The sequence below is a fragment of the Pseudomonas oryzagri genome (assembly GCF_020831405.1).
Lineage (GTDB): Bacteria > Pseudomonadota > Gammaproteobacteria > Pseudomonadales > Pseudomonadaceae > Geopseudomonas > Geopseudomonas oryzagri.
In genome coordinates this window covers 145,489-159,425 of sequence record NZ_JAJHPU010000041.1, presented here as the reverse complement: position 1 = coordinate 159,425, position 13,937 = coordinate 145,489, and the positions used below count along the sequence as shown (strand labels likewise).

Here is a 13,937-nt window from a genome sequence, read left to right as displayed (position 1 = left end):
CAGGCTGCGCCATGCGGGCAATCCCCAGGCACGCTACCGCCCCAGGATTTACCGTCGGCTTCCTGAAAACGTCTCGACGAGAGCGCGCCCCGCTAAGCCGTCAAGCTGCGGAGTCCCCAATCGTCGTCGGGATTTTTGACAAGCTCAGCGGCCGTCTTGCGACGGCTCCTTGCGGAACATCCGGCTCAGCAGCGCGAACAGCACACCGAGCACCAGACCCAGCCCCAGACCGATCGCCAGCACCATGGCCTTTTTCGGCTTGATCGGGGTTTCCGGAACCTCGGCGCTGCTGTCCAGGGTGAAGGACGAAACGTTGTCGGGGCTCACGTCGATCCCCTTGAGGAAGGCCAGCTGGCTCTGCAACTCACGCAGCTCCTCGATGAAGGGATCGTCGGTCTTGCGGCTCTCCAGGGTCTGGAGTTCGGCTCGGATAGCTTTCGCGCCGCGCATGTACATGAGGCTGCCGTCGACGAAATTGGTCAGCTCGCCGTCCGAAGAGGTGCGCCCCGTGGTGACCTGCGGAGCGCTCAAACCGACGGTGTCAGCCACCACCAGGGCCTCTTTCAGGTGAACGATGCGGTCCTGGCGACGCTGCAGCGCACTCTCGCGCAGCACCCCGATCCGGCGCTCGATTTCCCGGGCGCGAATATCGATCTCCTGCAGGACGTTCTGCTGCATATCCTTGCTGGTCTGCTCGGCAGACATTGCGACGTAGCGATTGACCCAGGCGGCCGCCAGCTCAGGATCCTTGTGCTCGACGCGCACCTCGAAAAAGTCCGGGTGCTCTTCCTCGTCCGGCGCGCGGGCACTCAAGATCTTCTCGTTGAAGCGTTTCCACAGCTTGTCCTGCGGCTTGGCGCGCTCGCTCTCGGACAGCGAGGGCAGGTACACCTCGCGGAAGAATTTGCGGCGCAGCGCCTCGGACGTCAGGTTGCGGGTGAAGACCTGGTAGACATCCTTGACCTTGAAATGCGACAGATTGGCCGCCGAACGACCGAGGTTGTAGCCCGCGATGTCGCTCAGCTGCGGCGGCAGAAGGCTCGACCGGGCCTCATAGACCGGCGCGGAGAGGAAGGCGTATGCGGCGGCAGCGATGCCGAACAGGAGAGTGACCGCAACAATCTTCAGTCGCTCGGCCCAGAGGGCGAAAAACAGCTCGCGCAGATCTATTTCGTCATCGCTGTGCCGACTGATGGGCCCTGCTTGGTTCACGTACCGCTCCTTCTCAGATACATACGCCGGTCTGAAAAGGCCGGCTGCTATTCAAGTTGATCGCCTTAGGCTGACAGCGTGCCGGGCACATCCAAAGAATGCCGCCCCTCGGACAAAAGCTGCCTTGCAACCGAATCGAGATCGGCGTCCTGGGGGCGCCGGCATTTTGCCTTCTCGACCGGTGCTTGCAAAGTTTTTCAGCCTGTGGGCAACAGGCGCCCCAGCCCTGCCAGCAATAAGGCCAAGGCTCCCTGGCTGGCCTGCAACACGTCCAGCCCCGAGCTCCCCATCAGCCGGCGTCGGTCAGGCGCACCGAGCAGGATTGGCAACTGCGCCGCGAGCTCTTCGCCATTGGCGACCTCCAGCAGTGCTCCCGCTGCGCGCAACTGCGCGGCAATCTCCAGGAAATTGAACAGATGCGGCCCACTAAGCACCGGCAGCCCCAGCGCCGCCGGTTCCAGCAGGTTGTGCCCGCCGTTGGGCACCAGGCTGCCGCCGACGAAGGCGACATCCGCCAGGGCATAGAGGAACAGCAGCTCGCCCATGGTGTCGCCGAGCAATACCTGATCCTCCGCTCTCACCGGGAGGGCGGACGAACGACGCACGGTCGAAAAGCCCTGGCGCTGGCATAGGACATGCACTGCCTCGAAACGTTCCGGGTGACGCGGCACCAGGATCAGCAGTCCGTCGGGACGCTCGGCGAGCAGCCGTCGATGGGCGTCGAGGATGAGTTCGTCCTCGCCGGCGTGGGTACTGGCGGCGATCCATACCGGGCGCCGCTCGGCGCCCCAGCTGGCGCGCAGTGCCCTGGCCCGCTCGGGGAGCTCGGGATCGATGCGCAGGTCGAACTTGATCGAGCCGGTGATGCTGACCCGCTCGGAACGGGCGCCGAGCTGGCGGAAGCGCTCGGCCTCGGCCTCGGTCTGCACGGCGATCCAGCTCATCTCGGCGAGCATCGGCCGGGTCAGACCGGCAAAGCGCGCATAGCCGCGGGCGGACTTTTCCGAGAGGCGCGCATTGGCCAGCACGGTGGGAATGCCGCGCCTGGCGCACTGGTGGATATGGTTGGGCCACAGCTCGGTTTCCATGATCACCGCGAGCTTCGGCCGCAGCCGGTCGAGGAAGCGCGCCGCTGCCCAAGGCAGGTCGTAGGGCAGATAGCAGTGCTGCACCCGCTCGCCGAACAGGGCGCGGATGCGCTCGGAGCCGGTCGGGGTCATGCAGGTAACGGTGACCGGCAGTTCCGGGTGGCGCTCGAGCAGGGCCTTGATCAGCGGCGCCGCGGCGATGCTCTCGCCGACCGAGACGGCATGCACCCAGATGCCGCCGGGCTTGAGCGCTGGCAGTGAGAAGGAGAAGCGTTCGGCGACACGTCGGCGGTAGGCCGGTGCCTGGCGCCCGCGCAGGTAGAGGCGCAGGGCGATCAACGGGAGGGCGAGGTGGAACAGCAGGGTGTAGAAGTGGCGATTCATGGGCGCGGAGCTTACCTTTTACGGAAAGAGGCGCAAAGGGCCGCCCTGCCCGTCTGGGCCCCGCTGGCAACTGGCCAGCAGGAAACGTGCGGGCCCGCGCACTTTGCGCCCGACTTCATCCGCCGGGTACCAGCAGCTGCCTGGCCAGGCAATCGGCCAACCAGCGCGCCGCGGGGCCCTGAGCCTCGTCGCGGCGACGGACCAGCTCCACCACCAGGGGCGGCGGCACCCAGTCGCTCGCCAGCTCGACCAACAGGCCCTGATAGGTCGGGTACTGCACCACATGGCGCGGCAGCCAGGCCCAACCGAGGTCGCGGCTGACCAGTTCGGCCATCACATAGAAGCTGTCGGCCCGCCACACCGACGGGCCGAGTTGTTCGCCGCCGGCATAGCGACTGTCCTGCGGCGCCATCAGCAACTGGCGGTGACAGGCCAGTTGCTGGCGGTCGACCTGGCGCTCGCCGGCCAATGGATGACCGGCTCCGCACACCGTGACCATCTCGATGGCCCCCAGGCGCTGGCGCTCCAGCGCCTGCGGCATCTGCTCGTGGTGGAACAGCAGGCCGAGATCGGCGCGCCGCTCGAGCAGCTTGCGCGCCACGTCGCCCTGCGCGCCGCTGGCCAACTGCACCTCGAGCGATGGGAAGGCCTCGGCGAGCGCCCGCAGGCTGGCGAGCACCGGCGGATAGGGCATGGCCTCGTCCAGCGCGAGGCGCAGACGCGCTTCCTCGCCGCGCGCCAGACCCAGCGCCCGTCCCTCCAGGCGCTCGCATTGGCGCAGCACCGCGCGCGCCTCCTCGAGCAGCGCGGCACCGGCGAGGGTGAGCCGCGGCTGACGGCCGCTGCTGCGCTCGAACAGCAGCGTGCCCAGATCGGCCTCGAGAAGGGCCACCGCGCTGCTCACCGCCGACTGCGCCCTGCCCGTGCGCCGCGCCACCGCGGAAAACGAGCGGGCCTCGGCGACGCCGACGAACAGCCGCAACTGCTCCAGATTCCACTGCATGACCCGGCAACCTATCGCTCAAATAGATAGACAATAACTTTAACCCATCGCCACAGCCCCTAGAATCCTCGCAGACCACGCGGAGGACCGACCATGACCGGCTACATCTACCTCGCCATCGCCATCGCCGCGGAAGTGATCGCCACCACCGCGCTCAAGTCCGTCGACGGCGTGCAGCGCCCGCTGCCGCTGCTGCTGGTGTGTGCCGGCTACGCCATCGCCTTCTGGATGCTCAGCCTGGTGATGCGCAGCATTCCGGTGGGCATCGCCTACGCCCTGTGGTCCGGCCTGGGCATCGTGCTGGTCAGCGTCGCCGCGCTGGCCCTCTACGACCAGCGCCCCGACCTGCCGGCCCTGCTGGGAATGGGGATGATCGTCGGTGGCGTGCTGGTCATCCAGCTGTTCTCCGCCTCAGCCGGCCACTGAGCGGGCGGGTTATACTGCGCGCCTGTTTTCCAGCGAGACCCGCTCATGTCCCATCCCCTCAGCACGGACGTCCTGATCGTCGGCGGCGGCATCGCCGGCCTGTGGCTCAACGCCCGCCTGCGCCGCCTGGGCTACGCCAGCCTGCTGGTGGAGCGCGGCGCCCTCGGTGGCGGCCAGAGCGTGAAATCGCAGGGGATCATCCACGGCGGCACCAAGTACGCGCTGTCCGGTGCGCTGACCGGCTCTTCCGAGGCGATCGCCGACATGCCGCGGCGCTGGCGCGAGGCGCTGACCGGCGCCGGCGAGCTGGACCTCACCGGCGTACGCCTGCTTTCCGACGCCCACTACCTATGGTCGCCGGGCACCCTGGCCGGCAACCTGACCGGTTTCTTCGCCAGCAAGGCGATGCGCGGCCGGGTCGACCAGGTCAAGGGCAGCGAACTGCCCCCCGCGCTGCAGCACCCGCAATTCAAGGGCCGCGTCTACCGCCTGGCCGAACTGGTGCTCGACGTACCCAGCCTGATCGCCCGCCTCGCCGAACTGGCGGGCGACGGTCTGCTGGCCGGCGAACGCCTCGAGCCGCTGCGCGAAGGCGGCGAGCTGGTCGGCCTGATCGTCGACGGCCGCGAAATCCGCGCCCGCCGCGTGGTGCTGTGCGCCGGCTCCGGCAATGCCGACCTGCTGCGCGAGCTGGGCCTCGCCGAGCCGGCGCAGCAGCTGCGTCCGCTGCACATGGTGCTGGTCAAGGCCGCCAGCCTCAAACCGCTGTATGCCCACTGCCTGGGCGGCGGCACCAAGCCGCGCGTCACCATCACCACCCATCCGGCCGCCGACGGCCATTGGGTCTGGTACCTCGGCGGCGACCTGGCCGAGGCCGACGGCGTGGCGCGCGACGAGGCGGCGCAACTCGCCTTCGCCCGCCGCGAGCTGGCCGAGCTGCTGCCCTGGGTCGATCTCGCCGCCGCGCAGTGGCGCACCCTGCGCGTGGACCGCGCCGAACCGGCGCAGTCCGGCCTGGTGCGCCCGGACAACGCCTTCCTCAGCGAGCAGGGCGCCCTGCTGGTCGGCTGGCCGACCAAGCTGGCGCTGGCGCCGGACTTCGCCGACCGGGTGATCGGTGCTCTCGAGCGCGCCGGCATCCAGGCGGTCGATCGCCCTGCCCTGCCGGAACTGCCGCGGCCGAGCGTTGCGCCGGCGCCGTGGCAAAGCCTGTTCGGCTGACCCTGCCGGCGGCCGTGCCACCGCACAGGGCCGCGCGTTTTTGCCGCCCGGGCGCGGAGCCTCAGGGTAGGCAAGGGTGGGCAACTGGTGCCGCGATTGCCCCCGGATAGGCGCTGGCACGACTGTCGGTAGAAAATCGCCGCGCGATTTTTCTACGCTGCGACTCACTACGGCCAGTCGCTACACAGAGCCATGCTTTTATTATTGAGGAGCCCTCGATGTCTTCCGTCACCCTGCATGACCTCCACCGTCCGCTCGGCTCGACCGGCCTCGTCGTCTCGCCGCTGGGCCTCGGCACGGTCAAGCTCGGTCGCGACCAGGGCGTGAAGTACCCCAGCGGCTTCACTATCCCCGACGACCGCGCCGCCGGCGAACTGCTCGCCCAAGCCCGCGCGCTCGGCATCAACCTGCTGGACACCGCACCGGCCTACGGCGTCAGCGAGCAGCGCCTCGGCCCGCTGCTGCGCGGCCAGCGCCACGACTGGGTGATCTGCAGCAAGGTCGGCGAGGAGTTCGAGCAGGGCGCCTCGCACTTCGACTTCAGCGCCGCGCATACCCGCATGTCGGTCGAGCGCAGCCTCAAGCGCCTGGAGACCGACTACCTGGACCTGGTGCTGGTGCACTCCGACGGCCAGGACCTCGCGGTGCTCGAGCAGGAGGTGTACGCCACCCTCGCCGAGCTCAAACGCGAAGGCCTGATCCGCGCCTTCGGCTTCTCCGGCAAGACCGTCGCCGGCGGCCTCAAGGCGCTGGAGGCCGGCGATTGCGCGATGGTCACCTACAACCTCGCCGAGCAGGGCGAGCGCCCGGTGCTCGATTTCGCCGCCGCCCACGGCAAGGGCATTCTGATCAAAAAAGCGCTGGCCAGCGGCCACGCCTGCCTGAGCGGAGAGGACCCGGTGCGCGCCAGCTTCGAGCTGATCTTCGCCCATCCGGCGGTGAACAGTGCGATTATCGGCACCATCACCCCGGCGCACCTGGCCCACAACGCGGCCACCGCCGCCGCGGTGCTCCATCGCCTGCAGACCGCCGGGCACTGAAGCCGGCGGGCGCGACGACCGGTCCGACCACGGCGGGCTGAGTCGGCTACCCTGTCCTGACTCGCGACGGGCCTACCTCCCGCCCGCTCGCCATTCGTCAGCCGAAGAGGAGTCACCAATGCCGAGGATTCTCGCCCGCAAAAGCCCGAGCACCTTCAAAACCCTGCCGCTGTACGTCGAGGCCGATCCGCAGTGCCTGGTCTACCAGCCGCTGGGCGCACCGCTGAACTTCAGCCAGATGCTCGAGCGGCGGCGGCCGCTGCAGATCGCCGATCCCCGCCACTTTACTTGCGAATTGGCCAATCTCGGCGTCTCGGTGCGCCTGACCCTCGCCTGGCAGGGCCGCGACTACTGGCTGCTGGTGCGCCAGCAGCGCCGCGACCGTGGCGACTGCGTGCTCAAGTTGATCTCCGGCTACGTGCCGAGCCACGAGCTGCACCTGCCGCTGCACACCGCGCTGCAGGAGGTGGCCGAGGAGTGCCTGGTAGAAACGCCGCGTGGCTGGCTGGGCGGCCGCTTCGGCGAGCACTGGCTGCCCACCCCGCACGCCGCCAGTCTGCCCCACCACGACGAGCAGTACTTCCGCCTCAGCCCGCTGAGCGGCGACGCACGCCGGGTGCACGCCGGCGAACTGCCCCTGCTGGAGCGCCCGCAGGCCTACGTGCACCTGCCGACCTCCTCGCTGCAACTGGTCTACGACCTGCGTCTGGAGCTGCCCGCCACGGTGCAGGCGCCCAGCCTGTACCACAGCGACGAGTATCTGGAGGACGGCATGCTGATCAGTCGCCTGGACCCGCAGCACCCGGACCTCTACTTGATGCCGGTCGAGCAACCCAACGTGCTGTTCACCCTGCAGAAGGGCGTGTTGCAGCCGGTGCCGACCGACGGACTATGGCTGTCGGAAAGCTTCGCGGCGCAGGATGGCTGGCTGATTCGCGATGAGCGGATCAGCTGGGAGACATGGGTGGAACAGCGGCGCTGCGCATAGGCCGGGTTAGCGGCGCAGCGGCGTAAACCGGCGAAGATGCCCTCAAGCATCCTTTGCCGGTCGGGCGGCCGATGGGGAGTTACGGTCTGTGGCCTGCCCCGTCATACCCCGGGAGCGAGGGATGCCAGGCGGCATCCGTGACGGGTTGCGCCGCCATGCGGCCAACCCGCCCCTTCCAGGCCGCCGCTCAGCGGCGGAACAGCACCGCCGAACCCCAGGACAGGCCGACGCCGAAGCCGCTCATCACCAGGTTCTTCCACGCCGAGCCTTCGAAGGCGTAGCGCTCCATCAGCAGCGGAATGGTCGAGGACACGGTGTTGCCGGCGCCGAACATGTCCTTCACGACTCTGTCACCGTTCTCGCCTAGTCTCTTGGCGATGGCATCGACGATGGCCCCGCTGCCCTGGTGCAGGCAGTAGGCGTCCACGCTGTCCAGGCTGAGGCCGGCCTCATCGAGCACTTCCTGCATGTGCGGGATGATCTTCAGGCTGGCGAAGTTGAACACCTGGCGCCCGTTCATGTGGAAGCAGCCGTCGCGCACGAGCAGGTGGTCGGCACCGCTGCCGTCGGTGCCGAAGCGCGCCGGACCGAGTTCCCACACCGGATCCTCGCCGATCCAGGTGGCGGTGGCGGCATCGCCGAACAGCAGGGTAGTCATGCGGTCGTTGCGATCCATGATCTTCGAGTAGGGATCGGCGGTGACCAGAATGCCGTTCTTCAGGCCGGTGGCTTCCATGAAGCCCTTGATCACGTACAGGCCGTAGACGAAGCCGGAGCAGCCGAGGGAGACGTCGAAGCAGGCCACGTTGCTCGGCAGGCCGATCTTGTGCTGGGCGATGGCCGAGGTGTGCGGCAGCCCTTCGGCATCGCCGTTCTGGGTCACCACGATCAGCGCCTGGACATCCTCGAGACGCAGCTCGGGGTTCTTGGCCAACAGGTTGCGCACGGCGGCGGCGCACAGGTCCGAGGTTTCCTCGGCGGCATCCTTCACCGACAGCGTGGGAGTACCGATCTTGCTGGCGACGAAGGCCTCGTCACGGTCGAAGGCGGCCGCCTGGGCGAGGTTGTCGATCCGGCCTGCCGGGATATAACTGGCTATGCTCTTTATTCCAATCATTCTGTATTCCCACAATTAAACCGATCACAGCCACCATGCACACGATGATGGCCGCAGCCCAGCAGTCCGTGCCATCACTCTTGCGGCGGGCCGCCCCTGCATACCGGCCAGCCGCGTAAATCAGGAGCGCTCGCGAATCTTCTCGACAATTGCGGTGGTCGAGCAACTATCGACGAAATTAAGCACCTTCACGTCACCACCGTAGGCCAACACGATGTCGGCACCCACCACGCCATCGAGGCCGTAGTCGCCGCCCTTGACCAGCACGTCCGGGCGCACCTTGGCGAGCAGCGCCTCGGGCGTGTCCTCGCTGAAGCTGACCACCCAGTCCACCGCGCCGAGGCCGGCGAGCACCGCCATGCGCCGGTCGACGCTGTTGATCGGCCGGCCGGGGCCCTTCAGGCGGGTCACCGAGGCGTCGTCGTTGATCGCCACGACCAGGCGGTCGCCCAGCGCGCGGGCCTGCTCGAGATAGGCGACGTGGCCGGCGTGCAGGATGTCGAAGCAGCCGTTGGTGAACACCACCTTCTCGCCGTGGGCGCGGGCGTCCTCGAGGGCCGGCAGCAGCTGGTCGAGGCTCATCACGCCGCGGCCGACGCCCTGGTCGCGCTGCACCGCGCGGCGCAGTTCGGGCGCGCTGACGGTGGCGGTGCCGAGCTTGCCGACCACGATACTGGCGGCCAGGTTGGCCAGCGCCACCGCCTGCGGCAGTTCCTCGCCGGCAGCCAAGGCGCTTGCCAGGGTGGAAATCACGGTATCGCCGGCGCCGGTGACGTCGTACACCTCGCGAGCGCGGGCCGGCAGGTGCAGGGCCGCGTGGCCCTGGCGCAGCAGGGTCATGCCGTGCTCGCCGCGGGTGACCAGCAGCGCGCCCAGCTCCAGCTCGGCGAGCAGCGCCAGGCCCTTGGCCACCAGTTCGGACTCGTCGGCGCAGCGACCGACCACCGCCTCGAACTCGGCGAGGTTGGGGGTGATCAGGCTGGCGCCGCGGTAGATGGAGAAGTCCCGGCCCTTGGGATCGGCCAGCACCGTCAGATTGCGCGCGCGGGCGGCGCGGATCAGCGCCTGGTGGTTCTTCAGCGCGCCCTTGCCGTAGTCGGAGAGGATCAGCACCTTGACCTTGTCGAGCAGCGCGTCCACCTCGCCGAGCAGGGCGTCGGCGTCGGTGGCGAAGGGCTCCTCGAAGTCGAGGCGCAGCAGTTGCTGGTGGCGACTCATCACCCGCAGCTTGACGATGGTCGGCTGCGCGGCCAGACGCTGGAAGTGCGCGGCCACTCCGGCCGCCTGCAGGCGCTCGGCCAGGCTGTCGGCCGCCTCGTCCTGGCCGGTGACGCCGACCAGCCAGGCCGGCGCGCCGAGCGCGGCGATGTTCAATGCGACGTTGGCGGCGCCGCCCGGACGGTCCTCGATCTGCTCGACCTTGACCACCGGCACCGGCGCCTCCGGCGAGATGCGGCTGGTCCCGCCATGCCAGTAGCGATCGAGCATGACATCACCGACCACCAGCACGGGGGCCTGATCGAAACGGGGCATGGACAACTGCATGGGTGCTCCGGGGGCAAGAGAAAACGGCGGGGATCATATCATGCCGCACCCGCTGCGCCGTGCGCGCCATCGTGAAGCCGGCGACGCACCGCCCGGCGAGCGCGAAGCGGCGCCGGACCAGCCGGCGCCCGCCCCGCATCGCGCGCCCCATCAGGCGATTTCGCTGCCCTCTTCCAGGCCCATGGCGTGCAGCCGCGCATAGTGGCCCTGCTGCGCCAGCAGTTCGGCGTGGCTGCCGCGCTCGACGATGCGCCCCTGGTCCATCACCAGGATCAGGTCGGCGCGTTCGATGGTCGACAGGCGGTGGGCGATCACCAGGGTGGTGCGCCCCTGCATGACCCGGTCCAACGCCGCCTGGATGTGCCGCTCGGACTCGGTGTCCAGCGCCGAGGTGGCCTCGTCGAGGATCAGCAGCGGCGCATCCTTGAGCAGCGCGCGGGCGATGGCCAGACGCTGGCGCTGGCCGCCGGAGAGCAGCACGCCGTTCTCGCCGACCTCGGTGTCGAAGCCCTGCGGCAGGCGGTCGATGAATTCCTTGGCGAAGGCGTCCTGGGCGGCCTGCTCGATGGCCTCGCGCGGCGCCCCGGCCAGGTCGCCATAGGCGATGTTGTTGGCCACGCTGTCGTTGAACAGGGTCACCTGCTGGCTGACCAGAGCGATGTGGCGGCGCAGGTTGCGCAGGGCGTAGTCCTCGACCTCGACGCCGTCGAGCAGGATCTGCCCCTGGTCGTGGTGGTAGAAGCGCGGGATCAGGTTGGCCAGGGTCGACTTGCCGCTGCCGGAACGGCCGACCAGCGCCACCATCTGTCCTGGCTCGACGCTGAAGCTGACCTCGTGCAGCACCTGCTTGTCGGTGCCCGGGTAGACGAAGCTGAGGTTCTTCACCTCCAGGCGGCCGCTGACCCGCTGGCGCTCGACCGTGCCGTTGTCGACCTCCGGCGCCTCGTCGAGCTGCTCGAAGATGCTGTCGGCGGCGGCCAGGCCCTTCTGCACGTTGGCGCTGACCTCGGAGAGCTGGCGGATCGGCTTGGGCAGCAGGCCGGCGGCGGTGATGTAGGCGACCAGATCGCCCGCCGAGGCATCGCCGCGCAGGAACAGGACGAGGAACATCAGCGCGCCCATGGCGCTGTAGATCAGCAGCTGCAGGGTCGGGGTGTAGACCGCCGAGGTCTTGATCATGCCCAGCTGCTTGTCGGTGTTGCTCTGGCTGGCATGCAGGAAGCGTGCTTGCTCGTACGCTTCGCCGCCGAAGCTGCGCACCACCCGGTAGCCCTGGATGGTTTCCGAGGCGACGTGGGTGACGTCGCCCATCGCCACCTGGATCTTCTTGCTCTGCTTGCGGAACTTGCGGCTGGCGCTGGTCACCATCAGGGCGATCAGCGGCAGGATGGCGAGCATCACCAGGGTCAGCTTCCAGTTCATCCACAGCAGGTAGCCGAACAGGAATACCACCGTCAGGCCCTCGCGGATCACCACCTTGATGGCGTCGGTCGCCGCGCTGGTGACCATGGTGACGTTGAAGGTGATCCGCGAGATCAGGTGCCCGGAGTTGTGCTGGTCGTAGTAGCGGTTGGGCAGGGTCAGCAGGCTGTTGAACAGCGCCACCCGCAGGTCGTGCACCAGGCCGAGGGAGACCCGGGCGAGGAAGTAGTTGCCGAGGAACGAGCCCACGCCCTGCCAGGCGGCGATCAGCACGATCAGGATGGGCACGGCATACAGCAGCGGCAGATCGGCCAGCCATTCGACGCCGGGGAACAGCGCGGCTTCAGGGTTGGTCAGGCCATCGACGAAGTACTTGAGGATTCCCGCCATCATCGGCTGGGTGGAGGCGAAGATCACGTAGCCGAGGATGCTGGTCGCGAAGTAGCCGATGTAGGGCTTCACGTAGGACAGCAGACGGAGATAGATCTTGAGGCTGGATGCCTTGCCAGCCTCCTGAGCAGTGCCACTCATGGAGGGGGAAACTCGAGAGTCCGAAGGGGCCGACATGTTACCACAGGCGCCCTTTTCGCCCTCGACAGGCGACCTCGCCACATGCCCCGACAGCGCTACAGCCTGCGCCAGCGGCGCGGCAAGGCGTCGCGCCGCCTTGGGCAAACAATGACAGATGGGCGCGGTTTCGGCATGATGGCGCCGTTTTCACCGCCGATTTCTTCCGACCAGGCCCATTGCAGATGCGTATGACCCGACTCAGCCAGAGCGACTTCGAGCAGTTGGCAGCCAATGCCAAGATCCTCGAGGCCGACGCTTTCGGTCCCAAGGTGCTGCACCTCGAGAACGGCCTGTTCCTCAAGCTGTTCCGCCGCAAGCGCTGGCTGTCGTCCGCGCTGTGGCGCCCGTACTCCCAGCGCTTCGCCGACAACGCCGCGCGCCTGCAGCGCCTCGGCATCCCCACGCTCGCGGTGCAGGCGCTCCATGTGCTAGACGACCAGCGCACCACCGCGGTGCTCTACAGCCCGCTACCGGGGGAATCGCTGTCGCACCTGGCGCGCCAGCCGGACTTTCGCTGGGACGACACCTTCGCCCTGCTGGCCGACTTCATCGGCGAACTGCATCGCAAGGGCGTCTACTTCCGCTCGCTGCATCTGGGCAACATCATCCGCACCCCCGCGGGCACGCTGGGCCTGATCGACCTTTCCGACATGCGTTTTCTGCGCAAGGCCCTGCCGGCCCGCCTGGTCAGGCGCAACCTCGGGCACTTCGACCGCTACCTGAAACGCGAGGGCCTGGACCGGGATTTCCCCGCCGCCCGCCTGCATCAGGTCCTGATCGAATCGGCCGCCAGCAGCGCCCGGTAACCGCGACAGAACGCCTCCCACGCCTGCTCCGGCGCCAGCTCGCGGTACTGGCGGGCGGCGAGGCTCGCCCCGCCCTCGGCCAGCACCCGCTCGATGGCGGCGGCCCAGCCGGCCACGTCGTCGGGGGCGAGATAAACGCCAGCCGCGCCGATCTGCTCGACGAACACCGGCAGATCGCTGCACACCACCGGCACGCCCGCCATCACGGCTTCCTGCACCACCAGCCCCAGCCCCTCGTTGCGCGAGGGCGTGAGCATGAGGTCGAAGGCCCGGTACAAGCGGGCGACATCGGCGCGATGGCCGGCCAGGGTGACATGGCCGGCCAGACCGAGCTGGCGAATCTTCGCCTCCAGCACCGGCCGCTGCTCGCCTTCGCCGACGATGACCAAGTGCAGCCTGATGCCCTTGCCGACCAGCAGCGCCAGCGCCTCGAGCAAGGTGGCGTAGCCCTTCTCGGGCACCAGACGCCCCACCGCGCCCAGCAGCGGGCTCTCCGCCGCCGGCGCCTGCAGCGCTTGGCGCGCCGCCGCGCCGTCGAGCAGGGCGCTTTGGAACTGTTGCGGATCGATGGCGGTGCGCAAGGCGATGACCGGGCGCTCCAGTTGCTTGTGCAGGGATGCGGCCAGGGCGGCGGAAACCGCGACCAGCTGCAGACGGTCTGCCGGGAAGCGCCGCAACAGGCGGATATCGGCTGGGCGCAGCCGGGTCACGCCATGGAAGACCACCAGGGCCCGCACATCCGGCAAGTCGTTCAGCAGGGGCACACATAGCCGGGCGACGCCGATGCCGTCCAGCAGCAGGACCCTCGCGGCCTCCTCCTGCAACTTGCGGCGCAGGCGGCTGCGCACTATGGGCAGGCAAAGACGCCACAAGCCACGACCCTTCAGCTGCGCAGTGGCCATCCCCCATTCCTTAATGTCGCCCGCCGCCGCGCCCAGCCCTTCGCCACTTCCCTGCAGCACCCAGGTACGGACTTTTTCCCGGCCGCCGATCAGCGCCAGGATCTGTCCGTGGACCTTGTGGATGGAGGCGTAGGCCTGGCCGCCGGACCAGACGACATTGGTGACACTCAAGGTTGCTTCTCCAGTCGATCGAGCCCGGCTCGTGCCGGGTAG

At 68.4% G+C, this 13,937-nt stretch carries 12 protein-coding genes; 5 read left to right on the top strand and 7 right to left on the bottom strand.

What is annotated here, in order from left to right:
- Positions 1 to 144 precede the first annotated feature (144 nt).
- The 3 genes from LMJ29_RS14830 to LMJ29_RS14820 all read right to left on the bottom strand — a co-directional run bounded on the left by LMJ29_RS14830 (position 145) and on the right by LMJ29_RS14820 (position 3,687).
- Positions 145 to 1,212, bottom strand: coding sequence for an LPS O-antigen chain length determinant protein WzzB (locus tag LMJ29_RS14830; RefSeq protein ID WP_229606287.1), 1,068 nt, complete (start codon positions 1,210 to 1,212; stop codon positions 145 to 147).
- Between the two features lie 197 nt (positions 1,213 to 1,409).
- The gene (gene waaA / locus LMJ29_RS14825) at positions 1,410 to 2,684 is read right to left on the bottom strand and encodes a lipid IV(A) 3-deoxy-D-manno-octulosonic acid transferase (RefSeq protein WP_229606286.1); all 1,275 of its coding nucleotides are present in this window, start codon (positions 2,682 to 2,684) and stop codon (positions 1,410 to 1,412) included.
- 115 nt (positions 2,685 to 2,799) lie between these two features.
- Entirely contained in the window at positions 2,800 to 3,687 is an 888-nt protein-coding gene (locus LMJ29_RS14820) for a LysR family transcriptional regulator (RefSeq protein ID WP_229606285.1), read from the bottom strand.
- 93 nt (positions 3,688 to 3,780) lie between these two features.
- On the opposite strand from LMJ29_RS14820, the gene LMJ29_RS14815 reads away from it, so the two are divergent.
- From LMJ29_RS14815 to LMJ29_RS14800, 4 genes are all read left to right on the top strand, one after another.
- The gene (locus tag LMJ29_RS14815) at positions 3,781 to 4,113 is read left to right on the top strand and encodes a DMT family transporter (RefSeq protein WP_229606284.1); all 333 of its coding nucleotides are present in this window, start codon (positions 3,781 to 3,783) and stop codon (positions 4,111 to 4,113) included.
- 45 nt (positions 4,114 to 4,158) lie between these two features.
- A complete protein-coding gene (locus tag LMJ29_RS14810; RefSeq protein ID WP_229606283.1) occupies positions 4,159 to 5,334 on the top strand; it encodes an NAD(P)/FAD-dependent oxidoreductase in 1,176 nt (391 codons plus the stop codon).
- Positions 5,335 to 5,552: 218 nt separating this feature from the next.
- A complete protein-coding gene (locus LMJ29_RS14805) occupies positions 5,553 to 6,374 on the top strand; it encodes an aldo/keto reductase (protein WP_229606282.1) in 822 nt (273 codons plus the stop codon).
- A gap of 118 nt (positions 6,375 to 6,492) precedes the next feature.
- Entirely contained in the window at positions 6,493 to 7,362 is an 870-nt protein-coding gene (locus tag LMJ29_RS14800; protein WP_229606281.1) for a metal ABC transporter ATPase, read from the top strand.
- Between the two features lie 187 nt (positions 7,363 to 7,549).
- Here the strand turns inward: LMJ29_RS14800 and LMJ29_RS14795 are convergent, their stop codons facing one another.
- From LMJ29_RS14795 to msbA, 3 genes are all read right to left on the bottom strand, one after another.
- Positions 7,550 to 8,479 (bottom strand): ketoacyl-ACP synthase III, encoded by a 930-nt coding sequence (locus tag LMJ29_RS14795; RefSeq protein WP_229606280.1) that lies wholly within the window; start codon positions 8,477 to 8,479, stop codon positions 7,550 to 7,552.
- A gap of 120 nt (positions 8,480 to 8,599) precedes the next feature.
- Positions 8,600 to 10,024, bottom strand: a complete 1,425-nt coding sequence (gene hldE, locus LMJ29_RS14790; protein ID WP_229606279.1) for a bifunctional D-glycero-beta-D-manno-heptose-7-phosphate kinase/D-glycero-beta-D-manno-heptose 1-phosphate adenylyltransferase HldE — start codon at positions 10,022 to 10,024, stop codon at positions 8,600 to 8,602.
- A 150-nt stretch (positions 10,025 to 10,174) separates the two neighbouring features.
- A complete protein-coding gene (gene msbA / locus LMJ29_RS14785) occupies positions 10,175 to 11,977 on the bottom strand; it encodes a lipid A export permease/ATP-binding protein MsbA (RefSeq protein ID WP_229606278.1) in 1,803 nt (600 codons plus the stop codon).
- A gap of 221 nt (positions 11,978 to 12,198) precedes the next feature.
- Between msbA and LMJ29_RS14780 the strand changes: the two genes are divergently transcribed.
- Positions 12,199 to 12,822 carry a BUD32 family EKC/KEOPS complex subunit gene (locus LMJ29_RS14780; RefSeq protein WP_229606277.1) on the top strand — a complete coding sequence of 208 codons (624 nt, stop codon included), beginning with the start codon at positions 12,199 to 12,201 and terminating at the stop codon, positions 12,820 to 12,822.
- Here LMJ29_RS14780 and LMJ29_RS14775 read toward each other — a convergent pair.
- Positions 12,783 to 13,895 (bottom strand): glycosyltransferase, encoded by a 1,113-nt coding sequence (locus LMJ29_RS14775; protein ID WP_229606276.1) that lies wholly within the window; start codon positions 13,893 to 13,895, stop codon positions 12,783 to 12,785. The two genes, LMJ29_RS14780 and LMJ29_RS14775, sit on opposite strands and share 40 nt — an antisense overlap.
- Between the last annotated feature and the right edge of the window lie 42 nt (positions 13,896 to 13,937).